General features: G+C 43.2%; 38 protein-coding genes. 31 read left to right on the top strand and 7 right to left on the bottom strand.

What is annotated here, in order from left to right; genetic code table 11:
* Window positions 1–55: 55 nt before the first annotated feature.
* The 6 genes from AB5170_RS13280 to AB5170_RS13255 all read right to left on the bottom strand — a co-directional run bounded on the left by AB5170_RS13280 (window position 56) and on the right by AB5170_RS13255 (window position 6,043).
* Window positions 56–1,087: a phosphate/phosphite/phosphonate ABC transporter substrate-binding protein gene (locus tag AB5170_RS13280; protein ID WP_118581249.1), complete on the bottom strand. Its 1,032-nt coding sequence runs from the start codon at window positions 1,085–1,087 to the stop codon at window positions 56–58.
* A 766-nt stretch (window positions 1,088–1,853) separates the two neighbouring features.
* Entirely contained in the window at window positions 1,854–3,140 is a 1,287-nt protein-coding gene (locus AB5170_RS13275; RefSeq protein WP_173771792.1) for an O-acetylhomoserine aminocarboxypropyltransferase/cysteine synthase family protein, read from the bottom strand.
* Window positions 3,141–3,344: 204 nt separating this feature from the next.
* Window positions 3,345–3,956 carry a stage V sporulation protein AA gene (locus AB5170_RS13270; protein ID WP_148461649.1) on the bottom strand — a complete coding sequence of 204 codons (612 nt, stop codon included), beginning with the start codon at window positions 3,954–3,956 and terminating at the stop codon, window positions 3,345–3,347.
* A 55-nt stretch (window positions 3,957–4,011) separates the two neighbouring features.
* Complete coding sequence (locus AB5170_RS13265; RefSeq protein WP_118581240.1) at window positions 4,012–4,368, bottom strand: SpoVA/SpoVAEb family sporulation membrane protein; 357 nt, start codon at window positions 4,366–4,368, stop codon at window positions 4,012–4,014.
* A gap of 113 nt (window positions 4,369–4,481) precedes the next feature.
* The gene (locus AB5170_RS13260; protein ID WP_148461648.1) at window positions 4,482–5,576 is read right to left on the bottom strand and encodes a stage V sporulation protein AD; all 1,095 of its coding nucleotides are present in this window, start codon (window positions 5,574–5,576) and stop codon (window positions 4,482–4,484) included.
* A complete protein-coding gene (locus AB5170_RS13255) occupies window positions 5,573–6,043 on the bottom strand; it encodes a SpoVA/SpoVAEb family sporulation membrane protein (RefSeq protein ID WP_173771790.1) in 471 nt (156 codons plus the stop codon). The genes AB5170_RS13260 and AB5170_RS13255 overlap by 4 nt, the downstream gene beginning before the upstream one ends.
* Window positions 6,044–6,264: 221 nt before the next feature.
* Between AB5170_RS13255 and AB5170_RS13250 the strand changes: the two genes are divergently transcribed.
* Window positions 6,265–7,269 (top strand): AraC family transcriptional regulator, encoded by a 1,005-nt coding sequence (locus AB5170_RS13250; RefSeq protein ID WP_173771788.1) that lies wholly within the window; start codon window positions 6,265–6,267, stop codon window positions 7,267–7,269.
* A gap of 31 nt (window positions 7,270–7,300) precedes the next feature.
* On the opposite strand, the gene AB5170_RS13245 is transcribed toward AB5170_RS13250, so the two are convergent.
* On the bottom strand, window positions 7,301–7,720 hold the full coding sequence (locus AB5170_RS13245; protein ID WP_148461645.1) for a stage V sporulation protein AB: 420 nt from the start codon (window positions 7,718–7,720) through the stop codon (window positions 7,301–7,303).
* Between the two features lie 229 nt (window positions 7,721–7,949).
* On the opposite strand from AB5170_RS13245, the gene murB reads away from it, so the two are divergent.
* The 30 genes from murB to infA all read left to right on the top strand — a co-directional run bounded on the left by murB (window position 7,950) and on the right by infA (window position 25,404).
* Window positions 7,950–8,861: a UDP-N-acetylmuramate dehydrogenase gene (gene murB, locus AB5170_RS13240; protein ID WP_148461644.1), complete on the top strand. Its 912-nt coding sequence runs from the start codon at window positions 7,950–7,952 to the stop codon at window positions 8,859–8,861.
* A 114-nt stretch (window positions 8,862–8,975) separates the two neighbouring features.
* Window positions 8,976–9,854, top strand: coding sequence for an RNase adapter RapZ (gene rapZ / locus AB5170_RS13235; protein ID WP_118581226.1), 879 nt, complete (start codon window positions 8,976–8,978; stop codon window positions 9,852–9,854).
* 17 nt (window positions 9,855–9,871) lie between these two features.
* Window positions 9,872–10,831: a DNA-binding protein WhiA gene (whiA, locus tag AB5170_RS13230; protein WP_148461643.1), complete on the top strand. Its 960-nt coding sequence runs from the start codon at window positions 9,872–9,874 to the stop codon at window positions 10,829–10,831.
* Window positions 10,828–11,082: an HPr family phosphocarrier protein gene (locus AB5170_RS13225; protein ID WP_118581220.1), complete on the top strand. Its 255-nt coding sequence runs from the start codon at window positions 10,828–10,830 to the stop codon at window positions 11,080–11,082. The genes whiA and AB5170_RS13225 overlap by 4 nt, the downstream gene beginning before the upstream one ends.
* A 31-nt stretch (window positions 11,083–11,113) precedes the next feature.
* Window positions 11,114–12,181 carry a hypothetical protein gene (locus AB5170_RS13220; protein ID WP_173771787.1) on the top strand — a complete coding sequence of 356 codons (1,068 nt, stop codon included), beginning with the start codon at window positions 11,114–11,116 and terminating at the stop codon, window positions 12,179–12,181.
* A 569-nt stretch (window positions 12,182–12,750) separates the two neighbouring features.
* Window positions 12,751–13,068, top strand: a complete 318-nt coding sequence (gene rpsJ, locus AB5170_RS13215) for a 30S ribosomal protein S10 (RefSeq protein ID WP_117852518.1) — start codon at window positions 12,751–12,753, stop codon at window positions 13,066–13,068.
* Between the two features lie 80 nt (window positions 13,069–13,148).
* Window positions 13,149–13,781, top strand: coding sequence for a 50S ribosomal protein L3 (rplC, locus tag AB5170_RS13210; RefSeq protein ID WP_117852520.1), 633 nt, complete (start codon window positions 13,149–13,151; stop codon window positions 13,779–13,781).
* Between the two features lie 21 nt (window positions 13,782–13,802).
* The gene (gene rplD / locus AB5170_RS13205; protein ID WP_368361653.1) at window positions 13,803–14,423 is read left to right on the top strand and encodes a 50S ribosomal protein L4; all 621 of its coding nucleotides are present in this window, start codon (window positions 13,803–13,805) and stop codon (window positions 14,421–14,423) included.
* On the top strand, window positions 14,423–14,722 hold the full coding sequence (rplW, locus tag AB5170_RS13200) for a 50S ribosomal protein L23 (protein ID WP_117852524.1): 300 nt from the start codon (window positions 14,423–14,425) through the stop codon (window positions 14,720–14,722). The genes rplD and rplW overlap by 1 nt, the downstream gene beginning before the upstream one ends.
* 62 nt (window positions 14,723–14,784) lie before the next feature.
* The gene (gene rplB, locus AB5170_RS13195; protein ID WP_118581211.1) at window positions 14,785–15,630 is read left to right on the top strand and encodes a 50S ribosomal protein L2; all 846 of its coding nucleotides are present in this window, start codon (window positions 14,785–14,787) and stop codon (window positions 15,628–15,630) included.
* Window positions 15,631–15,645: 15 nt separating this feature from the next.
* Window positions 15,646–15,927: a 30S ribosomal protein S19 gene (gene rpsS / locus AB5170_RS13190; protein ID WP_015526921.1), complete on the top strand. Its 282-nt coding sequence runs from the start codon at window positions 15,646–15,648 to the stop codon at window positions 15,925–15,927.
* A gap of 97 nt (window positions 15,928–16,024) precedes the next feature.
* Complete coding sequence (rplV, locus tag AB5170_RS13185) at window positions 16,025–16,414, top strand: 50S ribosomal protein L22 (RefSeq protein ID WP_117852663.1); 390 nt, start codon at window positions 16,025–16,027, stop codon at window positions 16,412–16,414.
* Between the two features lie 11 nt (window positions 16,415–16,425).
* Window positions 16,426–17,082: a 30S ribosomal protein S3 gene (rpsC, locus tag AB5170_RS13180; protein WP_117852529.1), complete on the top strand. Its 657-nt coding sequence runs from the start codon at window positions 16,426–16,428 to the stop codon at window positions 17,080–17,082.
* Entirely contained in the window at window positions 17,082–17,519 is a 438-nt protein-coding gene (gene rplP, locus AB5170_RS13175) for a 50S ribosomal protein L16 (protein WP_173771785.1), read from the top strand. Before rpsC ends, rplP begins: the two co-directional genes overlap by 1 nt.
* Window positions 17,509–17,718, top strand: a complete 210-nt coding sequence (gene rpmC, locus AB5170_RS13170) for a 50S ribosomal protein L29 (protein WP_118581208.1) — start codon at window positions 17,509–17,511, stop codon at window positions 17,716–17,718. Before rplP ends, rpmC begins: the two co-directional genes overlap by 11 nt.
* Window positions 17,719–17,736: 18 nt before the next feature.
* The gene (gene rpsQ, locus AB5170_RS13165) at window positions 17,737–17,994 is read left to right on the top strand and encodes a 30S ribosomal protein S17 (protein ID WP_117852536.1); all 258 of its coding nucleotides are present in this window, start codon (window positions 17,737–17,739) and stop codon (window positions 17,992–17,994) included.
* Between the two features lie 14 nt (window positions 17,995–18,008).
* Window positions 18,009–18,377: a 50S ribosomal protein L14 gene (rplN, locus tag AB5170_RS13160; RefSeq protein ID WP_022067326.1), complete on the top strand. Its 369-nt coding sequence runs from the start codon at window positions 18,009–18,011 to the stop codon at window positions 18,375–18,377.
* 11 nt (window positions 18,378–18,388) lie between these two features.
* Window positions 18,389–18,700, top strand: a complete 312-nt coding sequence (gene rplX, locus AB5170_RS13155) for a 50S ribosomal protein L24 (protein WP_118581205.1) — start codon at window positions 18,389–18,391, stop codon at window positions 18,698–18,700.
* Window positions 18,701–18,722: 22 nt separating this feature from the next.
* Window positions 18,723–19,262 carry a 50S ribosomal protein L5 gene (rplE, locus tag AB5170_RS13150; RefSeq protein WP_118581202.1) on the top strand — a complete coding sequence of 180 codons (540 nt, stop codon included), beginning with the start codon at window positions 18,723–18,725 and terminating at the stop codon, window positions 19,260–19,262.
* 73 nt (window positions 19,263–19,335) lie between these two features.
* Complete coding sequence (locus tag AB5170_RS13145; protein ID WP_117852543.1) at window positions 19,336–19,521, top strand: type Z 30S ribosomal protein S14; 186 nt, start codon at window positions 19,336–19,338, stop codon at window positions 19,519–19,521.
* A gap of 198 nt (window positions 19,522–19,719) precedes the next feature.
* The gene (rpsH, locus tag AB5170_RS13140) at window positions 19,720–20,121 is read left to right on the top strand and encodes a 30S ribosomal protein S8 (RefSeq protein WP_118581199.1); all 402 of its coding nucleotides are present in this window, start codon (window positions 19,720–19,722) and stop codon (window positions 20,119–20,121) included.
* Window positions 20,122–20,216: 95 nt separating this feature from the next.
* Entirely contained in the window at window positions 20,217–20,756 is a 540-nt protein-coding gene (gene rplF / locus AB5170_RS13135; protein ID WP_118581196.1) for a 50S ribosomal protein L6, read from the top strand.
* 17 nt (window positions 20,757–20,773) lie between these two features.
* Window positions 20,774–21,142 carry a 50S ribosomal protein L18 gene (gene rplR / locus AB5170_RS13130; protein ID WP_118581193.1) on the top strand — a complete coding sequence of 123 codons (369 nt, stop codon included), beginning with the start codon at window positions 20,774–20,776 and terminating at the stop codon, window positions 21,140–21,142.
* A gap of 18 nt (window positions 21,143–21,160) precedes the next feature.
* The gene (gene rpsE / locus AB5170_RS13125) at window positions 21,161–21,670 is read left to right on the top strand and encodes a 30S ribosomal protein S5 (RefSeq protein ID WP_117852552.1); all 510 of its coding nucleotides are present in this window, start codon (window positions 21,161–21,163) and stop codon (window positions 21,668–21,670) included.
* 14 nt (window positions 21,671–21,684) lie between these two features.
* A complete protein-coding gene (gene rpmD, locus AB5170_RS13120; protein WP_117852555.1) occupies window positions 21,685–21,867 on the top strand; it encodes a 50S ribosomal protein L30 in 183 nt (60 codons plus the stop codon).
* A 21-nt stretch (window positions 21,868–21,888) separates the two neighbouring features.
* Window positions 21,889–22,329 carry a 50S ribosomal protein L15 gene (gene rplO, locus AB5170_RS13115; RefSeq protein WP_118581190.1) on the top strand — a complete coding sequence of 147 codons (441 nt, stop codon included), beginning with the start codon at window positions 21,889–21,891 and terminating at the stop codon, window positions 22,327–22,329.
* Window positions 22,330–22,342: 13 nt separating this feature from the next.
* A complete protein-coding gene (gene secY, locus AB5170_RS13110) occupies window positions 22,343–23,659 on the top strand; it encodes a preprotein translocase subunit SecY (protein ID WP_148461640.1) in 1,317 nt (438 codons plus the stop codon).
* Window positions 23,660–23,730: 71 nt separating this feature from the next.
* The gene (locus AB5170_RS13105; protein WP_118581187.1) at window positions 23,731–24,375 is read left to right on the top strand and encodes an adenylate kinase; all 645 of its coding nucleotides are present in this window, start codon (window positions 23,731–23,733) and stop codon (window positions 24,373–24,375) included.
* Window positions 24,376–24,393: 18 nt separating this feature from the next.
* Complete coding sequence (gene map, locus AB5170_RS13100; RefSeq protein ID WP_118581184.1) at window positions 24,394–25,152, top strand: type I methionyl aminopeptidase; 759 nt, start codon at window positions 24,394–24,396, stop codon at window positions 25,150–25,152.
* Window positions 25,153–25,185: 33 nt separating this feature from the next.
* Entirely contained in the window at window positions 25,186–25,404 is a 219-nt protein-coding gene (gene infA, locus AB5170_RS13095; protein WP_117852566.1) for a translation initiation factor IF-1, read from the top strand.
* Window positions 25,405–25,409: the final 5 nt, after the last annotated feature.

The following is a 25,409-nucleotide window of genomic DNA, read 5'->3' as shown; positions in this document are numbered from 1 at the left end:
AATAATCTGCCCCGGCAGTTTAAAATATTTTGTAACTATTCAGAAAAGTTGAAGTCTATTCCATAGACTTCAGCAGCTCCTGCGCCTCGCGCTCGCCATCGTAATTGGAGTCATCGCCCCATTCATATCCAACCTGGCTGAACACGCTGATAATATCTTTTCCCTCGTCCGTATTCGCAATCTCAATAAAGGAATCTCCCAGCGCCTGGCGGAAATCTTCATCCTGCATAACTTCAGAAGTTTTGCTGTAGGCAATCATATCATTGTAAATCTTATCTGTAACTCCGATTACACCAGTCTGATTTACCATATCATCTGTACCTCCGAAGGTCTCTTTCCATTCCGGTGCGTATTTGGTACGGATGTGGCCATAAGAAACCATCACATCAGCCTGTCCGGAAGCCAGACGTGCAAGAGAGGTTGTATAAGAATCAGATTCTACCGCATTTGCCAGATCACTGATTCCCTTTCCATATTTTTCGTTCAGCCATAAGCTTGGATAAATATAACCGGAAGCTGAAGTTGGTCCCATAACAGCCCAGGTAGCATCGTTCAGATCATCCCAGGTAAGCTCTTCGCCGTTATTTACCTTTTCCAGTAAAGCCTGTCCCTTTTCGCTTGGACCTGCCAGAATAATAGAACGGTAATAGGTAGACATCTCATCGGTGTTTTCTTCGATTGTACCATCATTCCAATCTTTCGGATCATCAGAATCTTTGTTGATTCCATAGCGAAGGGCGGTAAGAAGAACGTCACAGTCATCAGAGAAAAGTACGTAATTTCCGCCTGAAATAAATCCGATATCTGCGCTTCCAGCACTTAAAGCCTGGCCAACAGCGGTGTAGCTTGTACCTACTGTCATGTCCACGTTCTCCACGTCATACCCCTTGGTGAGCAATGTTTCCTTCAGTAAATCTTCCAGCGGCTCGGTAGCAGTGGTGATAGTGTCGGAATCCGCGTATGGGGAAAATGCAATCTTCAGAGAATCAATCGTCTTAGTGTCCTCTGCAAAAACAGTGACAGCGCTCCCTGCGGTAAGTCCCAGGCATAATGCCATGGAAAGTGCGGATACAATGTGTTTCTTCATAGTGAAATACCTCCATGCTTTTGTTTGATCATATAATGTGTTACTGCGCATTTGAAATATGACGCAAAGCGAATCGCTGCGAATAAAACGAGCAGTAACTTTATTTCTGCTGGAAGTCGGTTATAACGAGAAAATTGCCCAATTTCTTACTATAGAATGTTTGAAAAAATTTTCTGCAAAGCTGGGAATAGAGATTACAGCAATGGATTCTCAAATATGCCATGGTGAGAAGGGCTCATTATTCATATAAATAAAAATACATGCCTCCCAGCATGTATCGAAAATGACTTTCGAGCAGATGCTGACAATCCACCTGCAAAAAAACAGGTGAACAGGTTTCGGTCGATCCTGACGGGATCCTCTCAACCCGGACCTACGGGCTCCCTCGCAATCTGGTTTTCGTCATCACAAATTCTGACCGCAGCACAAGGGCGCTCCCCCTGGCACTGCATTCCGTTAACCGGATAAATTGTATCATACCTGTCCTGGAATTACAATAAAAAATTCTGGTATAGCATTTGTAAAAATGTAAAAATGTAAAAATGGAGATGGAGAAGTTATTGCTTATTCGAAGTTCAATAATATGGAAAAAAAACATGGCAGTTCTCCATCGAAAATAATTGACGTGGTATATGCTTTAGTGAGGAAAAGAAAAATCCCCGTAACAGATCAAATTTAAGGTCTGTTATGGGGATTTATGTGTAGGAATAGTTATAAAAAGTGTAAAACTCTATAATTTCAATCCGTTATTGTGGAAAGCATGCAATTATTTAATTGCATCCAGCGCATTGGAAATATCCGCGATCAGATCCTCTTTATCCTCAAGACCAAGACTGATACGGATCAGCTCTGCCGGTACGCCAGCTTCAATGAGCTGCTCGTCTGTCATCTGTCTGTGGGTGGAGGTGGCAGGGTTCAGGCAGCAGGTTCTTGCATCTGCTACGTGAGTCTCAATTGCGCCAAGCTTTAAGTTCTGCATAAAGGTGGAAGCTGCTTCACGGCCGCCCTTCAGACCGAAGGAGACAACACCGCAGCCGCCGTTTGGCAGATATTTCTTCGCTCTGTCATAGTATTTATTAGATGGAAGTCCAGGGTAATTTACGTAAGCTACCTTCGGATGGCTTTCCAGAAATTCTGCTACAGCCTGTCCATTCTCAACATGCTTCGGCATGCGTACATGCAAGGACTCCAGTCCAAGATTCAGGATGAAAGCACTGTTCGGGGACTGCATGGAACCGAAATCACGCATAAGCTGAGCGGTACATTTCGTGATGAATGCGCCTTCTTTTCCAAATTTCTCAGCATATGTAATTCCGTGATAGCTTTCATCTGGGGTGCAAAGTCCCGGATATCGGTCTTTGTGCGCCATCCAGTCAAAGTGACCGCCATCAATTATAGCACCGCCTAATGCTGCACCATGTCCATCCATGTATTTGGTGGTGGAGTGAGTAACAATGTCAGCACCCCATTCGATGGGGCGGCAGTTCACTGGTGTAGGAAAGGTATTATCTACTACAAGGGGAACCCCATGTTCGTGAGCAACTTTTGCAAAAAGTTCAATATCCAGGACGGTAAGTGCCGGATTCGCAATGGTTTCGCCGAACATAACCTTGGTATTTGGCTTGAAAGCTGCGTTTAATTCTTCTTCTGTAGCATCAGGGGAAACGAAGGTTGCGGTGATTCCCATTTTGGCCATGGTAACAGAGATCAGGTTGAAGGTTCCGCCGTAAATGGAGGAAGAAGCTACAATATGGTCTCCACACTCACAGATATTGAATAGTGCCATGAAATTAGCTGCCTGTCCGGAAGAAGTAAGCATAGCTGCGGTTCCACCCTCCATTGCTGCAAGCTTGGCTGCTACATGGTCGCAGGTGGGATTCTGAAGACGGGAGTAAAAATAGCCTTCAGCCTCAAGGTCGAAAAGCTTTCCCATATCCTCGCTGGTGTCGTATTTGAATGTTGTTGACTGAATGATCGGAATCTGTCTTGGTTCACCATTTCCCGGTTTATATCCGGCCTGAACACATTTTGTTCCCATTCTGTAATTGTTCATGATGTGTCTCCTCTTCTGGTAAAATAAGCTCCCTGTGGAAAAGTGTTCACAGAGAGCATTCACATAAAGATATAGTATCATTTTTTTATAAAAATAGCAACGGCTTGGTGCAAATTGCGGCGCGAAATCATGCGAATGCATGATTTCTGTGCATCGCGAAGCGTGTTACTGGTCACGGAGTGAACAGTAACTTACTGTGAGCGGTCATTCTTTATTTCGTGAAATATCTTCAATGATCGTGGTATTTATGTCATCTTCATACAGACGCATCTGCACCTGCATAGGTGTGGGATCGTCGGTGAGCTTTATTCTACCGAAGTGGTTGAAGAAGAACAGGACACCAAGACCGATACCGAGAGAGTAGGAGATTTCCAAGACAGTATTGCCGGTTGTGGGCTGTCCGGTGACCTGGGTGTAGATCTGCTCAAATAGAGCGGGGATGTCTACGTCATTGTTAAAGGTCATAATGGAAAAGCCTGCACCGAAAAAGGTGGCGAGGCAGACAAATATGACTTTGCACCATCTTATAACAATATTGACAGTTCCTTCCTTCTGATAGGTGATGATGAAGTTTGGTTCGCCAATATGCGTAATAGCAAGATCAGGCTCTTTGAGCTGGATATCATTTATAAGATCCATAACAGAAATCACATACCTGCCTGTCTTGTCCGGATCCAGGTTTGCTACCGGGAGAACCCGCAGGTGATTTAAAATTTTGGAATTGGTGCAGGATAGCTTAGCAATGTCCTGGAGATAGACATGGGGGTGATGAACCTCCACGTTTTCTTTGGTTTGGATGTATAGTGTGTCACTCATGAAATTCACTCCCATTGCAAAAAATGTTGGTTACAGGCAAGGATAAAGTACGTTGTTATTCTTTCATTTTCGGTTTAAAAAACCAGCTTGCCAGATAAGAAAAAATCAGGGCTGCAGAGACACCAGCTGCGCAGGCGGTGAAGCCTCCTGTGAAAAGCCCGATGACACCATCTGTGTCGATGGCTTCTTTCAGACCTTTCCATAGTGTATTCCCGAAACCAAGTAGTGGCACAGCAGCACCGGCACCGGCGAAATCAATCAGAGGCTGATAAATGCCTATGGCGCCAAGAATAGAGCCGGTGCATACCAGAAGAACCATGACACGTCCGGGCATAAGTTTGGTTTTATCAAGTAAAATCTGGACAAGGGCGCAGATCAGGCCACCTACCCAGAATGCATTAAAATAGTCCATGGAATCATCTCCTCATAGATACAGACAAAGATAGTTGGTAGAGACAGATTATAATTAATACAGTACGGTTTATAGGATTGCAATTATACAGGAAGTACGCACAATTATTTAGTTTACTGCTTTTGATCTTTTTTTGAAACATGCTCTAACACTACCGCATGTGCAATCCCCGGAATGGAATCTCCCTCATTAAAACTTGTTTTGGAAAGCAATGCTCCTGTAGGAACAAAGAGCACCCTTTTCCAGGTTCCTTTTGCCAGTTCCGGCAGAATATAGGCAGCCAGCACAGATGCACTGCACCCACAACCACTTCCACCAGAATGAGTATCCTGTGTTTCACCATCAAAGATTAAAAGCCCACAGTCCTGATAAATGGACTCTATATCATATCCTTTTTCATTTAACAGATCCAGTAGGATCCGTTTTCCAACAGCTCCCAGGTCTCCGGTGAAGATTGCATCGTAATCATCAGGTGCTCGGCCAAAGTCACAAAAATTCCGGTAAATGGTATCGCAGGCGGCAGGTGCCATGCATCCACCCATGTTCAGAGAATCCTTAAGTCCAAAGTCAATCAGCCTTCCAGTGGTAAGTCCTGTTATTTGGACACATCCTTCTTCTGAAATAAGCGACTCAGTCTTTTCCGGGATTTCCGGAACAGGCAAAGTTCCGGAGAGAACACAGGCACCGCTCCCGGTAACAGTCCATGTGGCTGAGAGAGGACGCTGGTTTCCGTAAGCCAGAGGAAAGCGGAATTCTTTTTCTGCACTGGCAAAATGGCTGGAAGTGGCACAGAGAATATGTTCTCCGTATCCGGCTGCGGCAGACATGGCGCCAAGAGAGAGGGATTCCCCTATGGTGGAGCATGCACCGAAAAGTCCATAAAATGGGATTCCCATTCCGGCAATTCCAAAGGAAGAGGCGGTAGTCTGAGCCAGAAGATCACCTGCGAAGGTCATGCGGATATCCCCGGGAGTAAGCCCGGCTTTTCCAAGAGCCAATGCGGCTGCTTCTTTTTGCATGGTGCTTTCCGCAGCTTCCCAGGTATCCTCTCCAAACATAGGCTCTTCGCAGACCAGATCGAATTTGCTTCCAAGAGGTCCTTCCCCTTCCTTTTTTCCAACTACAGAAGCACAGCTTACAACGTAAACCGGATTCTGAAAGCTCATACTGGCAGAACCGGTAAGTCTGGCTGGTGTCTGTGAATTCATGAAATCACCTCCATTATTTTCAGAAGATAGTAGATCACTCCGGCAACCCAGGAACTCATGATTCCGTAAAGAATCACAGGACCTGCAATGGTGAAAATCTTGCAGCCGATTCCAAAGACCTGACCCTCCGTTTTATATTCAATGGCAGGGGCAGCTACGGAATTAGCAAAACCAGTGATTGGAACCAGACTTCCCGCTCCGCCAAATTTTCCAATCTTTGGATAAACATTAAATCCGGTAAGAATAACACTGATGAAAACCAGGGTGACAGAACACCAGGTACCGGCCATATCCTGGTCTAATCCTCTGGATTTTGCGAAATTTGTTATAATCTGCCCAACGACACAGATTGCACCGCCTGTGAGAAAAGCCTTTGCCATGTTCATGGGAAGACTGTGGGTGGGGGTGATCTGTTTTACATAATCGGCGTATTGTTTCTGCTTTTCTTTTGGTATGGAATTGTTCATAAATGCCTCCTGTAGCCATGATGAATGGAACTGCTTGTTTAGAGTACAGTAACCTTTTGGGTTCTATTATTATGTGAAAAAATATGTAAAATATACTTTCTTTTTAGCTGAATTTATACTATTATGATAGTATTGTTATAGTTATTACGGAAGATGCTGCTATTGCTTGTAAACAGAATAGCAGTAGCTTTATATTATAAACCAAAGAAGAGAGGTAACTTATGGGAAAATATTTTATGGGGAAGGGAGTAAAGCTCCTTACAGAGGAAACTGAGAATAAGATCAGAATCTATAAGCTGGGACTGCTTCAGCCGGAATTTGGACATATGCCATGCATCAGTGGGAATGCATTTACTTTTTTATTGGCAGAAGAAGGAGAAATACAGTGTCAGATAAATCAGGAGAAAGTAGATCTGGAAGCTGGAGAGGCTTTATTTATCAATGCAGGACAGTCCTATCGTCTGGTCAGAAGTGAGAAGGAAAGCAGCAGTTTTTATATAATTGAGGTGGCTGGAGAGTATCTGGCAGCTGGAGATGAGAGCCTTCAGAATAAATATATTTCACCGGTTGCAGAAGCAGAATCATTCGCTTATTGCAGGTTTATGCCATCAGCTGAGGAAGATACAGATGAAGACATTCTTCTTCAGGCACTTCTCGCCGCTGCGCAGACAGCAGAAGGCAGGGATATAGCTTATGAACTGGATATGAAGAGCTGGCTGTTCACTGCATGGGGAAGCCTTTATAAGAAATTTGCCCAGCCACGTCAGGAATGTAAGAATGCAGTGATCAGAGAACGGGTGAAACTGAATCGTATGACAGGATATCTTACTGAGCATTGTAACGAGAAACTGACTCTTTCTGCTATGGCAGAAGCATGCCAGGTGAGCACTGGTGATTTTTGCCGTTTCTTTAAGAAACATATGGAGATGACTCCATTCGAATATTTGCAGAAATGCAGAATCTGGAACAGTATGGATGCAGTTCTGGAGAAGACTGCTTCCATGGGAGATATTGCAGTGGAAAATGGTTTTGCAGGAGCAAGCTATTTTTCAGAGACTTTCCGAAAAGAGATGGGCTGTTCTCCTGCAGATTATCGGAAATGGTACCGTGGCCTGTCAGATGAATGTCCGATAATCACCGGAGAAAATAAAGAAGAAAGCGCCAAGGTGTCAAAGAAGGATAAAAAAGGAAAGTCTGGTAAAAACGTTCCTTCTTATTTATTATAGAAAATTAGCTGCGTCGATTTTTTTACGCAATTCAGGGAAAACACCGTTTATAAAAATAATACAAAGATCCCAAAGCTTTTCCGAAGGCCACCGCGATCACGACCCATCGGATTCCATTGGTCAGTTTGATCCTTCTGGAAAAGATGGGGAAAACATCTGCCATCTCAGCAAGTGCCATGATCCATCCGCCCAGAAAGATACCGGAAAAAAGTCCATAAAGGAGCAGAGCAAAGGTTCCGCCTGGAATGTGCCAGCCATAGAGGAAAAAAAGGTTGCCACATACAATGCCAAGAAGCGTAATATCTTCATATAACAATATATGTTTTCCTGTATGAGTGATACCGGCATAGCGGGGAACGATGGAAAGACCGATAAGCAGGCCAACTACACCGCCTGCGATGATGATTCCAGAGCAGAAGCCAACTATGGATAGAAAAACTTGCTGGAGCATGGGTGAATTCTCCTTTCACGAAACGGACCTGTCGCTGAGAAAAGTTTGTTGTTTTGCAACTATCATAACAACATTTAGTATGGAAAGAATCTTAGAAAATATGCGTTTTTTCTGTACATTTGTGAAGTTAAATAGTATAATAAAACGATGCGGCAATGGAAAGAATAGGATTGGCGCAGATATTATTTGATAGAAAAGTTGAGTATAGAAAGATAGAGGATGTAAATCTGTGAATGTGAATTTAAAACAGAGGTTCCAGGAAATTCTGGAAGATAACCGGATACTGGAAGCGGAGCTTATGAGCAGGCATACTACATTCCGAATTGGCGGTCCGGCAGATTTCTTTCTGGTACCGGAGAATGCTGACGAGATTAGGAGAATCATAGCAGTTTGTAAGGAAAAAAATGTTCCATATTTTATTCTTGGAAATGGAAGCAATCTTCTTGTAAGCGACAAGGGCTATCAGGGAGTGGTAGTGCAGCTGTATAGAAACTTTGGACAGATCAGAGTTGAAGACAGCCGGATCCATGCCCAGGCAGGAGCTCTTTTATCTGGAATTGCTGCAGCTGCAAGAGAGGCATCGCTGACTGGCTTTGAGTTTGCAGGGGGAATTCCGGGAACCTTAGGCGGCGCTGTGGTGATGAATGCAGGAGCGTATGGCGGAGAAATGAAGGATGTTCTGAAAGAAGTCACGGTTCTTACTCCAGAGGGCGGAGTCCTGACCTTGCAGGCAGATGAACTTCACATGGGTTATCGAACCAGTGTGATAAAAGAAGCTGGCTATATTGTTCTGGAAGCTGTCATTTCTCTTGAAAAAGGTGATCAGGAGGAGATTCGCAGCCGTATGCAGGAGCTGGCAGGGATGCGAACCAGCAAGCAGCCGCTTTCTTATCCAAGTGCAGGAAGCACTTTCAAACGGCCAGAGGGCTATTTTGCAGGTAAACTGATCATGGACAGCGGATTGCGAGGCTATCAGGTAGGCGGTGCCCAGGTTTCCGAGAAACATTGCGGTTTCGTGATCAATACAGGAAATGCCACAGCGAAAGATGTTACTACATTGATGTCTGACGTTCAAAGAATTGTTCTGGAGAAATTTGGTGTGAAGCTTGAACCTGAGGTGAAGTTTCTGGGAGAATTCTAGATCCATAAAGAGTCCTTTGGAATGGACTTAAGACACATAAGAGGCAGATGAGTTCAATTTGCGTTACAGGTTAGGTTATGAACATTAAACATTCTGCCCGGCAGGAGATAAATTATGCGATTTGTAATTGTTACAGGCGTTTCCGGTGCTGGAAAATCCACAGTGCTGAAAATGCTGGAGGATGCCCACTATTTTTGTGTGGACAATCTTCCTATTCCATTGGTGGAGAAATTTGCTTCCCTGATGCTGGAAGTACATGAAGAAGGAGTCCAGAATGCGGCTCTTGGTATTGATGCCAGAAGCGGTCACTCTCTGGAAGAACTGGCACAGGTTCTGGATCATATGAAAGAAGCTGGATATGATTTTGAGATTCTTTTTATGGATGCAGAAGATTCCGTGCTGGTAAAGCGTTATAAGGAAACCAGACGCAGCCATCCGCTTGCCAGTAACGGCAGGGTAGATGACGGAATCCGTCTGGAACGCCAGAAAATGGATTTTCTTCGTAAGAGAGCTGATTATATTATTGATACCAGTCACCTTCTTACAAGGGAGCTGCGCCAGGAAATTGAGAAGATTTTTGTAAATAATGAAAAATTCTGTAATATGATGGTCACGGTTCTGTCTTTTGGATTTAAGTATGGAATTCCGGCAGATGCAGACCTGGTATTCGATGTGCGTTTTCTTCCGAATCCATATTATGAGGATGAATTACGTCCCCTTACCGGTATGGATGAGAGCGTGTTTAATTATGTGATGGATAATGAGACCGCAAGGATTTTTGCAAATAAACTGGAAGATATGGTGGAGTTCCTGATTCCTAAGTATGCACAGGAGGGTAAAACAAGCCTTGTAATTGCAGTTGGCTGCACAGGGGGCAAGCACCGTTCCGTTACCATTGCAAGAGAGTTGTATAGCCGGATCGCCAGAAATGGTGAATACGGTTTTCGATTGGAGCACAGAGATGTGGATAAAGATCGCCTATTGAAAAAATAGAAAGAGGAGATCGATGAATGTCTTTTTCAGGGATGGTGAAAGAAGAACTTTCCAGGCATATCGGCTCCGGAAGACACTGCAGGATTGCGGAACTGGCTGCAATCTTTACTTTCTGCGGCAGCCTGGAGGCTGGAACTGATGGGAAAAAATCCCTGCGTATCCAGACAGAAAATGAGGCACTTTCAAGAAAAGGCTTTACATTATTGCAAAAAACATTTAATATAGAGACAGATGTATCAAATTCCCGGATTGACTGTTTCAGAAAGGGAAATCTTTATTGTATTTCCATTATTGATCAGGTTTTGGTAAAGGAAATACTGGATTCTGCCAAGCTGGAATTTTCGGGAGTGAGCGGAGGAATGCCACTTGTATCCAATTCTATTGTATATCAGAGGGATTGCTGCAAAAGGGCGTTTGTACGCGGTGCTTTTCTCTCGGCAGGTTCGATCAGTGATCCGCAGAAGGGATATCATTTCGAAATTGTATGTCCCAGCCGGGAGATCAGCGGGCAGCTACAGGAAATTATTCACAGCTTTCATATAGATGCCAAGATTGTTCTGCGTAAGAAGTCTTATGTACTCTATGTGAAGGAAGGCGCACAGATTGTAGACATGCTTGCTATTATGGAAGCAAATGTAGCTCTTATGGATCTGGAAAATATCCGTATCCTGAAAGAGATGCGCAATTCTGTGAATCGGAAGGTAAACTGTGAGACTGCTAATATAAATAAGACGGTTAATGCAGCAGTGAAGCAGATCGAGGATATCAGACTTCTTGAGGAAAAGGTGGGCCTGGAGAGTTTGAATGAAGGACTTGAGGAGATCGCCAGATTGCGGCTGCAGTATCCGGAAGCAACACTTAAAGAACTAGGATTGATGTTGAACCCACAGGTTGGAAAGTCTGGAGTAAATCACCGGCTTCGTAAATTAAGCCTGCTTGCAGATGACCTGAGGGAAAACAAGGAGGAGTTATTATGATTAAAAAACCAATCACCATTCACCTGTCCACAGGGCTTGAAGCCAGACCCGTTGCACAGCTGGTACAGGTGGCAAGTCAGTTCAACAGTGAAATTTATGTAGAAGTAGGCAAGAAGAAAGTAAATGCCAAGAGTATTATGGGTATGATGACACTGGGACTTGACGCCGGTGAGGAGATTACACTTTCTGCTAATGGTGAAGATGAAGAAGCTGCGATGAGCAGTATTGAACAGTATCTGAGCAACCAGTAAAGGCTGCCGTAAAAAGTGAGGATGGTTACCAATGTCTAAGTTTTTAAAATTTATAGTACATTTTGTTGTAATATGTACCATACTTTGTGTGGTTGCATTAGCGGTTCCTCCATTCTTTGGAGTGACGACTGAAATCAGAGACGACTCCACAGTCAAGTCAAATCTGGCAATGGGATCTGTTACATATGCAATTCCGGTTAAAACCGAGGAAGCAGCTCTGGGTACACCGATCCTTGTAAATGATGAGAATGCAGTGTATCGCTATACACTGGCCAGCGCTGATGTCACAAATGGTACAGGTACTGCTATGGATCCAACTGTTTCTCAGGGACAGCCGATTAATGTGGCAATTGGAAGCTACCTTCCGAAAATTGTTGTAACAATTCCGTTTATCGGATATCTGATGGCAGCTACCAAGAGTATTGAGGGGCTGATTGTTCTGGGACTTACCGTTCTGTTTCTGATTATTCTTTATGTAATCGCAGAACTCTGGAAAAAAGATCTGGATGATTATGACGACTATCCGGAGGATACAGAACCAGGATATGTGAAGAGCCGTAAAGAGCTGAAGAAAGAAGAAAAGCGTAAAGAGCGTGAGTACCGTGATGAAGAGCGTGAGATCAAAGCACAGGGCAAGCGCAGCAAGAAAGAGAAGCGTAAGATCCGTACCGGTGGCTTTGTGGATGAAATCGATGAAGATGATTTTGATGTAGAGGAAGAGGAAGCGCCACAAAGAGCTGTACAGAGTGCTACAAGTGAAGCACATGAACTTCTGAAGAAAGAAGTAGCAGCAGCTACTGCAAAAGACTCCAAACCAGTCAGGAAGTCTGCTAAGCCTGCAACACAGACTAAGAAGGCAGCACTGAAGAAGAAAGCAGCTCCGGAGATTCATGAGGAAGAAGAGGATAAACCAGTTGAGATCAAGAAACTGGCAATCCCAAGATATTCACCGGCGCAGCTTGCTGCGAAAGCAAAGAAAGAAGGAGATGCTCCTGACATTGTGAAGGATGAGATAACAAAGGTTACTTTGTTTGATTATTCTGATATCTTTGCTGACGAAGATGAGGACGAAGATGAATACTATGATGATGAAGATTGATTCATTATTATAATAGGAAAGAAGAGGCATTCGATGATGATGCCTCTTCTCTTTTTTTATTAAGGAAAAGACAATGACTTCGCGAGGCTTTAGAACCACTGTATTAAATAATGAAAGCTGATTGACAGTTGCCAGCAGGAGTATAACGGACAACTATTAGAAGCACTATATAATAGGAAGAAAGAAAAAAACTGGAATATACACACTCACATCTTGCAGAAAGCCTTTTTCAGATACACCCTAGATTGTATTTAAAATAATACAAAAAAACATCTGGATTTTTTGAAAAAAACACTTGCAATTTTTAAAACCTTTGTGTATACTAATAACTGCTGTGACATGATAGCAATGAAGCGCGAGGTTGCCGCCGAGTAAGGCGGGTTTTCCGTGGAGCGAATGTCAAGTTAGGAAACTGACGACAAGTCACTGTACAAGTTCAATAGCCATCTTGGGATGGGACGTGTGAAAGAATGTCCGTAGCAGGAAGATGTTTTAGGACACACACGGAGATGTGTACAGTCGCCGCTTGTCGTACTGATAGTGAGTACGAATAGGAGGAGACTTTTTTTATGGCAAATCAGGTAATGAGAATCACATTAAAAGCTTACGATCATCAGTTAGTAGATGCATCTGCTGCAAAGATCATCGACACTGTTAAGAAGAATGGTGCAACAGTTAGCGGACCGGTTCCGCTTCCAACTAAGAAGGAAGTTGTTACAATCTTAAGAGCTGTTCACAAATATAAAGATTCCAGAGAACAGTTTGAGCAGAGAACACATAAGAGACTGATTGATATCATTGCTCCGACCCAGAAGACAGTTGATGCACTGTCCAGACTGGAAATGCCTGCTGGTGTTCATATCGACATCAAGATGAAGGCAAAATAATTAATCTTGTAAATGCATAAGCATTTAGCTATTTATTATATGATTACCCGAAAGGGCAATCCGCTATAGGAGGAAGAAAGATGAAGAAAGCTATTTTAGCTACCAAAGTCGGAATGACTCAGATCTTCAACGAAGATGGAATGTTAATTCCGGTAACCGTTTTACAGGCTGGTCCATGTGTCGTAACTCAGGTTAAAACAGATGAGAACGACGGATACACAGCAGTTCAGGTTGGCTTCGGCGACATCAGAGAGAAACTGGTGAACAAACCGGAAACAGGCCACTTTGCAAAAGCAGGCGTTGCAGTTAAGAGATTCGTTAAAGAATTCCGTTTTGAGAACGCTGCTGAATATGAGGTAGGACAGGAAATTAAAGCTGATATCTTTGCAGCTGGAGATCACATCGATGCAACAGCAGTTTCAAAAGGTAAAGGCTTCCAGGGCGCAATCAAGAGACATGGACAGTCCAGAGGACCTATGGCTCACGGTTCCAAATATCATCGTCATGCAGGTTCCAATGGTGCTTGTTCTGATCCGAGCAAGGTATTCAAAGGAAAACACATGCCAGGTCATATGGGAAGCGAGCAGGTAACTGTTCAGAATCTTGAGATCGTACGCGTAGATACAGAAAATAACTTACTGTTAGTTAAAGGTGCTGTTCCAGGACCTAAGAAATCCTTGGTTACAATCAAAGAGACAGTAAAGTCCTTATAATAAGAAAGGAGGAGCACACAAATGGCAAACGTAACTGTTTATAATATGGAAGGCAATGAAGTTGGAACAATGGAGCTGAACGATGCAGTATTCGGCGTTGAAGTCAATGAGCATCTTGTTCACCTTGCTGTTGTTCGTCAGCTTGCAAATAAACGCCAGGGTACTCAGAAAGCGAAAACTCGTTCTGAAGTAAGCGGTGGCGGAAGAAAACCTTGGAGACAGAAAGGAACCGGTCATGCTAGACAGGGATCCATCCGTGCTGCACAGTGGACAGGCGGCGGAATTATTTTCGCACCAACTCTAAGAGATTATGAAGTAAAAATGAACAAAAAAGAAAGAAGAGCAGCTCTTAAATCCGCTCTGACTTCTAAAGTTCAGGACAATAAATTCGTAGTTGTTGATAGCCTTGCACTTGCTGATGCAAAGACAAAAGAAATGCAGAAGGTTCTTACAAACCTGAAAGCAGAGAAAGCTCTTATTGTAACAGCACAGGAAGACAAGAACGTAATCCTTTCTGCAAGAAATATCGAGAACGTACAGACTGTAGCTGCTAACGGCATCAACGTATATGATGTTATGAGCCACGGTACTGTAGTAGTAACTAAAGACGCTGTAGCATCCATCGAGGAGGTATACGCATAATGGCAGATATTAAATATTACGACGTGATCAAAAGACCAGTGATCACTGAAAAATCCATGGCTGCTATGGGTGAGAAGAAATATACTTTCCTTGTTCATCCGGAAGCAAACAAAGCTCAGATCAAAGAAGCTGTTGAGAAAATGTTCGATGGAACAAAAGTTAAAAGCGTAAATACCATGAATCTTGATGGTAAGAAAAAACGCCGCGGAATGGTAGTTGGAAAAACTGCTAAATCCAAAAAAGCTATCGTAGCCCTTACAGAGGACAGCAAAGACATCGAGATCTTCGAGGGTCTTTAATTAACAGATAGCAGTTTATACGCATTCAAAAGCGTGAGAACAAATTTGAAAGGAGAAAAGAAATGGGAATCAAAAGTTATAACCCATATACCCCGTCTAGAAGACATATGACTGGTTCCGACTTCTCTGAGATCACTAAAGCAACACCAGAGAAATCCCTTACCGTGTCTTTAAAGAAAAACGCTGGACGTAACAACCAGGGTAAGATCACTGTAAGACATCAGGGAGGCGGAAGCCGTAGAAAATATAGAATCATTGACTTCAAGAGAAGAAAAGATGGAATCCCGGCAGTAGTTAAATCTGTTGAGTATGATCCGAACAGAACAGCAAACATCGCACTTATCTGCTATGCAGATGGCGAGAAAGCATACATTCTTGCTCCGGAAGGACTTAAAGTTGGACAGAAAGTTATGAACGGACCGGAAGCTGAAATCCGTGTAGGTAACTGCTTACCGTTAGAGCTTATCCCGGTTGGTACTATGGTTCATAACATTGAGCTTCACCCAGGAAAGGGCGGACAGATGGTTCGTTCCGCTGGTAATGGTGCTCAGCTTATGGCTAAAGAAGGCAAATACGCTACACTTCGTCTCCCATCTGGTGAGATGAGAATGGTTCCGATCATCTGCCGTGCTACAGTTGGTATCATCGGAAATGGTGATCACAACCTGATCAACATCGGTAAAGCTGGCCGTAAGCGTCACATGGGAATCAGACCTACAGTTCGCGGTTCTGTTATGAACCCGAATGACCATCCACATGGTGGTGGAGAGGGCCGCGCTCCGGTTGGACGTCCAGGTCCGTGTACACCTTGGGGCAAACCTGCTCTTGGTCTGAAGACAAGAAAGAAAAACAAAGCGTCCAACAAGCTCATCGTAAGAAGACGCGATGGAAAAGCTTTAAGCAAATAATAAGGAGGATTAAGAATGTCTCGTTCACTGAAAAAAGGACCTTTTGCAGATCAGAGCTTACTTAAAAAAGTAGATGCATTAAACGCTGCAAATGATAAATCCGTAATCAAAACTTGGTCACGCCGTTCCACAATCTTCCCGTCTTTTGTTGGACATACAATCGCTGTCCATGACGGAAGAAAACATGTGCCGGTATATATTACTGAGGATATGGTTGGTCACAAACTTGGTGAGTTTGTTGCTACCAGAACCTACAGAGGACACGGAAAAGACGAAAAGAAATCCGGTGTTCGTTAGTTAGTACTTTTCACCAGGCTGCCTGATCGCAAGAAGCGGTCCGGGCAACCCAGGTGTTTACCTGAATATTGAATATGACGAAAGGAGGCACTTTAAAATGGCAAAAGGACATAGAAGCCAGATTAAGAGAGCCAGAAATGAGAATAATAGAGAGACAAGACCGTCTGCAAAATTATCTTATGCAAGAATTTCTGTTCAGAAAGCCTGCTACGTTTTAGATGCAATCCGTGGCAAAGATGTGCAGACAGCACTTGGTATCCTGACATACAACCCAAGATACGCTTCCAGCGTAATCAAAAAGTTACTGGAATCAGCTATTGCTAACGCTGAGAACAATAACGGAATGAACGCAGACAATCTCGTCGTTGCAGCCTGCTATGCAAATAAAGGACCTACAATGAAGAGAATCCAGCCAAGAGCACAGGGTAGAGCTTACAGAATCGAGAAGAGAACAAGCCATATTACCATCGTGCTGGATGAGAAATAAGGAGGATAAACATGGGACAGAAAGTTAACCCACATGGCCTTAGAGTCGGTGTTATCAAGGATTGGGATTCAAGATGGTATGCAGAGAGCGATTTCGCAGACTATCTGGTAGAGGACTACAACATCAGAACATTCCTCAAAAAGAAATTATACAGCGCAGGTGTTTCCAAGATCGAGATCGAGAGAGCATCTGACAGAGTCAAAGTTATCATTTACACAGCTAAACCTGGTATCGTAATCGGTAAAGGCGGCGCTGAGATCGAGAAAGTTAAAGCTGAACTTGCTAAATACACAGACAAGAAGCTTATCGTTGATATCAAAGAAGTTAAGAGACCAGACAGAGACGCTCAGCTTGTTGCAGAGAACATCGCTCTTCAGCTGGAGAACCGTATCTCCTTCAGACGTGCTATGAAATCTACAATGCAGCGTACAATGAAATCTGGAGCAAAGGGAATCAAAACATCCGTATCCGGACGTCTTGGTGGAGCTGATATGGCTCGTACAGAGTTCTACAGCGATGGAACTATTCCGCTTCAGACACTTCGTGCAGACATCGATTATGGTTTCGCAGAAGCAGACACCACATATGGCAAAGTTGGTGTAAAGGCATGGATCTACAATGGTGAGATTCTTCCAACTAAAGGAACTAAGGAAGGGAGCGATAAATAATGTTAATGCCAAAAAGAGTTAAACGTCGTAAACAATTCCGTGGCTCCATGAGAGGAAAAGCCCTTAGAGGTAATCAGATCAATTATGGTGAATTCGGTCTTGTTGCTACCGAGCCTTGCTGGATCAAATCTAATCAGATCGAGGCAGCCCGTGTTGCTATGACCCGTTATATCAAACGTGGTGGTAAGGTTTGGATCAAGATTTTCCCAGATAAACCAGTAACAGCAAAACCAGCAGAAACTCGTATGGGTTCCGGAAAAGGTGCCCTGGAATACTGGGTAGCAGTTGTTAAACCAGGACGTGTTATGTTTGAGATCGCAGGCGTTTCAGAAGAAATCGCTCGTGAGGCATTACGTCTTGCAATGCACAAGTTACCATGTAAATGCAAAATAGTTTCTCGTGCAGAGTTAGAAGGCGGTGATAACAGTGAAAATTAATAAATTCGTAGAAGATTTACAGGCAAAATCAGCTGCAGAATTAAACGAAGAATTAGTAGCTGCTAAGAAAGAACTTTTCAATCTGAGATTTCAGAATGCAACCAATCAATTAGACAATACAGGACGAATCAAAGAGGTTCGCAGAAATATTGCCAGAATCCAGACAGTGATCACTGCGAAAGCTAACGCTTCCAAATAGTGAATTTAGGAGGACATAATCGTGGAAAGAAATCTGAGAAAAACCCGCGTGGGTAAGGTTGTCAGCAATAAGATGGATAAGACCATCGTAGTTGCAATTGAAGACCATGTAAAACATCCTCTTTACAAGAAAATCGTGAAGAGAACATATAAATTAAAAGCTCATGACGAAAACAATGAGTGCAACATCGGTGATACCGTAAAAGTTATGGAGACCAGACCGCTGTCCAAAGACAAGAGATGGAGACTGGTTGAAGTAGTAGAGAGAGTTAAATAAGGAGGATAACCAGTATGATTCAGCAGGAAACAAGACTGAAAGTTGCCGACAACACTGGTGCAAAAGAAATCCTTTGTATCCGTGTTATGGGTGGCTCTACAAGAAGATATGCAAACATCGGCGATACAATCGTTGCTACTGTTAAAGATGCAACACCAGGCGGCGTTGTTAAAAAAGGTGACGTAGTAAAGGCTGTTGTAGTTAGATCCAAAAAAGGCGCTCGTCGTAAAGACGGATCCTATATCCGTTTCGATGAAAATGCTGCCGTAATCATTAAAGACGACTTAACTCCGAGAGGAACACGTATCTTTGGACCAGTTGCCAGAGAGCTTCGTGAGAAAAAATTCATGAAGATCGTTTCCTTAGCTCCGGAAGTATTATAGGAGGGTGCCTAATGTCAGCTATGAAGATTAAAAAAGGTGATACTGTTACAGTAATCGCTGGTAAAGATAAAGGCAAAGAAGGCAAAGTCCTTGCCGTTAACGTAAAAGACAATACCGTATTAGTAGAGAACGTTAATATGGTTACAAAACACACCAAACCATCAGCTGCAAACCAGAATGGTGGAATCATCACAAAAGAAGCTCCGCTTCACATCTCCAACGTAATGCTTATGGCAGATGGAAAAGCAACAAGAGTTGGCTTTAAGATGGATGGTGACAAAAAAGTCCGCGTTGCCAAAGCAACAGGTAAGGTTATCGATTAATTGAGAGAGGAGGCAGACATAAGTGAGTAGATTAAAAGAACTTTATACTAATGAGATCATGGATGCCATGACCAAAAAATTCGGATATAAAAACGTTATGCAAGTGCCAAAACTCGACAAGATCGTAATTAACATGGGTGTTGGTGAAGCAAAAGAGAACGCTAAGCTTCTTGATGCAGCTATTGCAGATATGGAGCTGATTACAGGACAGAAAGCTATCGCAACAAAAGCTAAAAAATCTGTTGCTAACTTCAAAATCAGAGAGGGAATGCCGATCGGATGTAAAGTAACATTAAGAGGCGAGAAGATGTATGAGTTCGCTGATCGTCTGATCAACCTGGCACTTCCACGTGTACGTGACTTCCGTGGCGTTAATCCTAACGCATTCGATGGAAGAGGAAACTACGCTCTTGGTATCAAAGAGCAGCTTATCTTCCCAGAAGTTGAGTACGATAAAGTTGACAAAGTAAGAGGTATGGACATTATCTTCGTTACAACAGCAAATACTGATGAGGAAGCTCGTGAGTTACTGAAGCTGTTCAACATGCCTTTTGCGAAATAAGTAGAGGAACATTCCAAAGTTGACCGCCGGCTCCTTGCCGGGGTCAGCAGATCTGATATAGGAGGAACGATTCATGGCTAAGACAGCAATGAAAATCAAACAGCAGCGTCCAGCTAAATTTTCTACAAGAGAATATAGCCGTTGCAGAATTTGTGGACGTCCACATGCATATTTAAGAAAATACGGAATCTGCAGAATCTGCTTCCGTGAGTTAGCTTACAAAGGACAGATCCCGGGAGTTAAGAAAGCTTCCTGGTAAGCCGAAGCTGAAAGTCGCTTAATGAATGTAAGCCGTAAGGCGAACATGAATTTCGTGCAAAGTCCATCCCGAACCTTAACGAGTGCAAGCCGCAAGGTGCAGTACCAGTTCAGCACGGGATGATGTTACACAGGTAACACGTAAATTTATATAAATATACTATGACATGTAAAGTCTGAATATGAGGAGGAAACTAACATGACAATGAGCGATCCAATCGCAGACATGCTTACAAGAATTCGTAATGCAAACACTGCAAAACACGACACAGTAGATGTACCAGCATCCAAGATGAAAATTGCAATTGCAAACATCCTTGTTGATGAGGGATACATTGCAAAATACGATTTAGTTGAAGATGGTGTTGCTAAAAACATCCATATCACACTGAAATATGGCGAAGACAAAAACGAGAAGATCATCACAGGTTTAAAGAGAATCTCTAAACCGGGTCTTCGTGTTTATGCTGGTAAGGAAGAGCTTCCGAAGGTTCTTGGAGGACTTGGAATCGCAATCCTTTCCACTAATAAAGGTGTTATCACCGATAAAGAAGCTCGTAAACTTCAGGTAGGCGGCGAGGTTCTTGCATTTGTATGGTAAGCTTCGGCTCCATTCATTCAAGAAGTAGACGAAACACTGAAAACAGAGAGGTTGCGAAAACCTCTCCGATAATCTAAGTAAGGAGGACACATAGTATGTCACGTATCGGTAGACTTCCGGTTGCTATTCCGGCAGGAGTTGAAGTATCTGTTGCAGAAGGAAACGTAGTAACCGTAAAAGGACCAAAAGGAACACTTGAGAGAGCGCTTCCAACAGAGATGGAAATCAAAGTTGAAGATGGTCATGTAGTTGTTGCAAGACCAAACGACTTAAAGAAAATGAAATCCCTTCACGGCTTAACAAGAAGCCTTATCCACAACATGGTTGTTGGTGTAAGCGAAGGATACACCAAGACTCTTGAAGTTAACGGTGTTGGTTACAGAGCCGCTAAGCAGGGCAAGAAGCTTACTTTAAACCTTGGATATTCTCACCCGGTAGAAATGGAAGATCCGGAAGGTATTGAGACCAAAGTAGACGGTAACAAGATTATCGTTTCCGGTATCAGCAAGGAAAAAGTTGGACAGTTTGCAGCTGAGATCAGAGATAAGAGAAGACCTGAGCCATATAAGGGTAAAGGTATTAAGTATGATACTGAGGTTATCAGACGCAAAGTTGGTAAGACTGGTAAGAAATAATTAAGGAGAGTGAGAAAATGGTTAATAAAGCATCTAGAGCGGAAATTCGCGAGAAAAAGCATAGAAGATTACGTCATCATTTAAATGGCACTGCAACAACTCCGCGTCTTGCAGTATTTCGTTCCAATAAACACATGTATGCACAGATTATCGATGACACCGTTGGAAAGACTTTAGTATCTGCTTCTACTCTTCAGAAAGACGTAAAAGCACAGCTTGAGAACACCGACGATGTTGCAGCAGCAGCATATCTTGGCACTGTAATCGGTAAGAAGGCAGTGGAAGCCGGCATCGAGGAAGTTGTTTTTGACAGAGGTGGATACATTTACCACGGTAAAGTAAAAGCACTGGCAGACGCAGCAAGAGAAGCTGGACTGAAATTCTAATAAGGAGGAGCGAAACACATGAAACGTAATCTTATTGATGCTAGTCAGTTAGAGTTAGAAGATAAAGTAGTATCAATCAAGCGTGTTACCAAGGTTGTTAAAGGTGGTCGTAACTTCCGTTTCACAGCTTTAGTTGTTGTAGGTGACGGCAATGGACACGTTGGTGCAGGACTTGGAAAGGCAGCCGAGATTCCGGAAGCAATCCGCAAAGGAAAAGAGGATGCTATTAAGAAATTAGTAACCGTAGCAAGAGATGAGAATGGTTCCATTACACATGACTTCGTAGGTTCTTACGGAAGCGCTTCCATGCTTCTTAAGAGAGCTCCGGAAGGTACTGGAGTTATCGCCGGCGGCCCGGCTCGTGCCGTTATCGAGTTAGCTGGTATCAAAAACATCCGTACAAAATGTATGGGATCCAGAAATAAGCAGAATGTTGTTCTTGCAACCATCGAAGGCTTAAGACAGTTAAAAACTCCGGAAGAAGTTGCAAAACTTCGTGGAAAATCTGTTGATGAGATTCTGGCTTAAGGAGGAATATTAAAATGGCAAATACATTAAAAGTTACTTTAGTAAAATCTCCGATTGGCGCAGTTCCGAAGCACAAACTTACTGTTAAAGCAATGGGTCTTACCAAAATGCACAAAACAGTTGAGATGCCAGACAATGCGGCAACAAGAGGAATGATTCAGCAGGTACAGCACCTGGTAAAAGTAGAAGAAGCATAATTACAAAAAGGAGGTGCCATAATGGAATTATCAAACTTAAGACCAGCTGAGGGTTCTAAGCACAGCGATAACTTCAGAAGAGGCCGTGGACATGGTTCTGGAAACGGCAAAACAGCCGGTAAAGGCCATAAAGGACAGTTAGCACGTTCCGGACACAAGAAACCGGGATTTGAAGGTGGACAGATGCCTTTATACAGACGTCTGCCTAAGAGAGGATTCACAAACAGAAACTCTAAAGAGATCATTGCAATCAACGTTGATGTTCTGAACCGTTTTGAGGATGGTGCAGAGGTTACAGTTGAGAGCTTACTTGCAAGCAGTGCAATTTCCAAAGCTGGTGACGGCGTTAAAATCCTTGGAAACGGCGAGCTTACCAAGAAGCTTACAGTTAAAGTAAATGCTGTAAGTGAGACTGCAAAGTCTAAAATCGAAGCTGCAGGTGGTACAGTAGAGCTGATCTAATAGAGGTGATCAAATGTTTGAAACTCTCAAAAACGTTTTCAGAGTAAAAGAGATGAGACGTAAACTCCTCTATGTATTATGGATGATTCTTGTCATCCGTATCGGATCACAGCTTCCTGTTCCGGGAGTAGATAGCGATTTCTTTAAAGAGTGGTTTGCTAAAAACACTGGTGACGCATTCAATTTCTTTGATGCGTTCACTGGTGGCTCATTTACCCAGATGTCAATCTTTGCATTGAACATCACGCCATACATTACATCATCCATTATCATGCAGCTTCTCACAATTGCTATTCCGGCTCTGGAGGAGATGCAGAGAGATGGAGAAGAGGGCAGAAAGAAAATTACTGCCATTACCCGTTATGTAACTGTTGGTCTTGCGTTGTTTGAGTCTGTGGCAATGGCAATCGGTTTTGGTCGCCAGGGTCTGATCCCGAACATGAACTTCTTTAAAGGCTTAACTGTAGTTGCTTGCCTCACAGCTGGTTCTGCCATGCTGATGTGGATCGGTGAGCGTATTACTGAGAAGGGTGTTGGAAATGGTATTTCCATTGTCTTGACCATTAACATCGTTTCCCGTGTTCCAAGTGACTTATCTCTTCTTTATGAGAACTTCATCAAAGGAAAAACAATTGCAAAAGGACTGCTTGCAGGGGTTATCATTGTTGCAATAATCGTTGTCATGGTGGTATTTGTACTGATCCTTAACGGTGCAGAGAGAAGAATTCCTGTTCAGTATTCCAGAAAAATGGTCGGCAGAAAGCTGATGGGTGGTCAGACTACCAATATACCGCTGAAAGTTAACACCGCTGGTGTTATTCCGGTTATCTTTGCTTCCTCAATTATGTCTTTCCCAGGCGTAATCGCACAGCTTGCAGGAAAAGCTAATGGAACCGGCATCGGCAGTGAGATTATTCGAGGATTATCATCCAATAACTGGTGTAATCCAAGTCAGCCACAGTATAGCTGGGGACTGCTTCTGTATATTGTACTTTGCGTATTCTTTGCATATTTCTACACTTCCATCACATTCAACCCGCTGGAAGTTGCAGACAATATCAAAAAGCAGGGTGGTTTCATTCCTGGTATCCGTCCAGGAAAACCAACGTCAGACTATTTGACTAAAATCTTAAATTATATTATATTTATAGGTGCAGTAGGCCTGATTATCGTTGCGGTTATTCCGTTCTTCTTCAATGGAGTATTCGGTGCAAACGTATCCTTCGGTGGTACTTCCATCATCATTATTGTTGGAGTTATCCTGGAGACTGTGAAACAGATTGAATCACAGATGCTTGTCCGCAATTACAAAGGCTTCCTGAACAACTAAAAGAATAAAGGTTGTGGTGCTTATATGCGTCACAGCCTTAATTCGTAGTATGAGAAAATGGAGGGCTTTTTATGAGAATTATCATGTTAGGTGCACCAGGTGCAGGAAAAGGAACCCAGGCTAAGAAAATTGCTGAGAAATATGGTATTCCCCATATCTCTACAGGCGATATTTTCCGTGCCAATATCAAAAATGGCACAGAACTTGGGAAAAAAGCAAAAACTTATATGGACCAGGGACTGCTTGTACCGGATGAACTTACCTGCGACCTTGTTGTGGACAGAATCCAGCAGCCGGATGCCAAGAACGGCTATGTTCTGGACGGTTTTCCAAGAACAATCCCACAGGCTGAATGCCTTACCGATGCTTTAAGCAAGCTGGGAAGCAAGATTGATTATGCTATTGATGTTGATGTTCCGGATGAGAATATCGTGAACCGTATGGGTGGAAGACGCGCATGCGTAAAATGTGGTGCAACCTACCACGTTGTATTTGCAGCTCCGAAGACAGAGGGGGTTTGCGATACATGCGGTGAGGATCTTGTGCTTCGTGACGATGACAAGCCGGAGACTGTACAGAAGCGTCTGAATGTATATCATGAGCAGACTCAGCCGCTTATCGACTACTATACTGGTCAGGGCGTACTGAAAACTGTAGATGGCACCAAGAACCTGGATGAGGTATTTGGTGATATTGTGAAGATCCTTGGCGAATAGAATAGAGGATAAGAAGTAATGTCAGTTTCAATAAAAACAGCACAAGAAATTGAACTTATGAGGGAATCCGGACATCTTCTGGAAAAAGTCCATGACGGGCTGATCCCTTATATTAAACCAGGAATGAGTACCAAGGAGATCGACCGTATCGGCGAAGATATGATCCGTTCCATGGGATGCATTCCCAATTTTCTGAATTATGGAGGCTTTCCTGGCTCCTTCTGCATCAGCCTGAATGATGAAGTGGTCCACGGAATTCCTTCGGAGGACAAAATTATCCAGGATGGTGATCTGGTAAAGATTGATGCAGGACTGATCTATAAAGGATATCATTCTGATGCGGCCCGTACTTATGCAGTCGGAGAAGTTTCCAAAGAAGCCAAGCAGCTTATGGATGTAACCAGGCAGTGCTTCTTTGAAGGAATAAAATTCGCGAAAGCAGGAAATCATCTCAATGATATTTCCAAGGCAATCGGAGCGTATGCGGCGAAATACCGTTATGGTATTGTACGAGATCTGGTGGGACATGGGATTGGTACTCATCTTCACGAAGATCCGCAGATTCCCAACTTCCCTCAGAAACGCAGGGGAGTGAAATTACTTCCAGGCATGACACTTGCCATAGAGCCCATGATCAATATGGGCAGAGCAGATGTATGCTGGCTGGATGACGAATGGACAGTGGTGACCATGGATGGTTCCCTTTCCGCACATTATGAGAACACCATACTGATTACAGATGGCGAACCGGAGATTCTGACACTCACAGAGTATTAATCATTATCATTAAGGCGATACAGGAGGTATAAAATGTCAAAAGTAGATGTACTTGAAGTAGAAGGCACTGTTTTAGAGAAGCTGCCAAACGCAATGTTTAAAGTGGAACTTGAAAACAAACATGTTGTACTTGCTCATATCAGCGGCAAGCTGCGCATGAACTTTATCCGTATTCTTCCAGGAGACAAAGTAACAATGGAGCTTTCCCCATATGATCTTTCCAAGGGAAGAATCATCTGGCGAGATAAGTAATTCAG

The sequence above is a fragment of the Ruminococcus sp. RTP21484sp1_RTP21281st1_A8_RTP21281_210402 genome (assembly GCF_040914025.1).
GTDB lineage: Bacteria > Bacillota > Clostridia > Lachnospirales > Lachnospiraceae > Blautia_A > Blautia_A faecis.
This window is presented reverse-complemented; position numbering and strand designations above follow the sequence as displayed.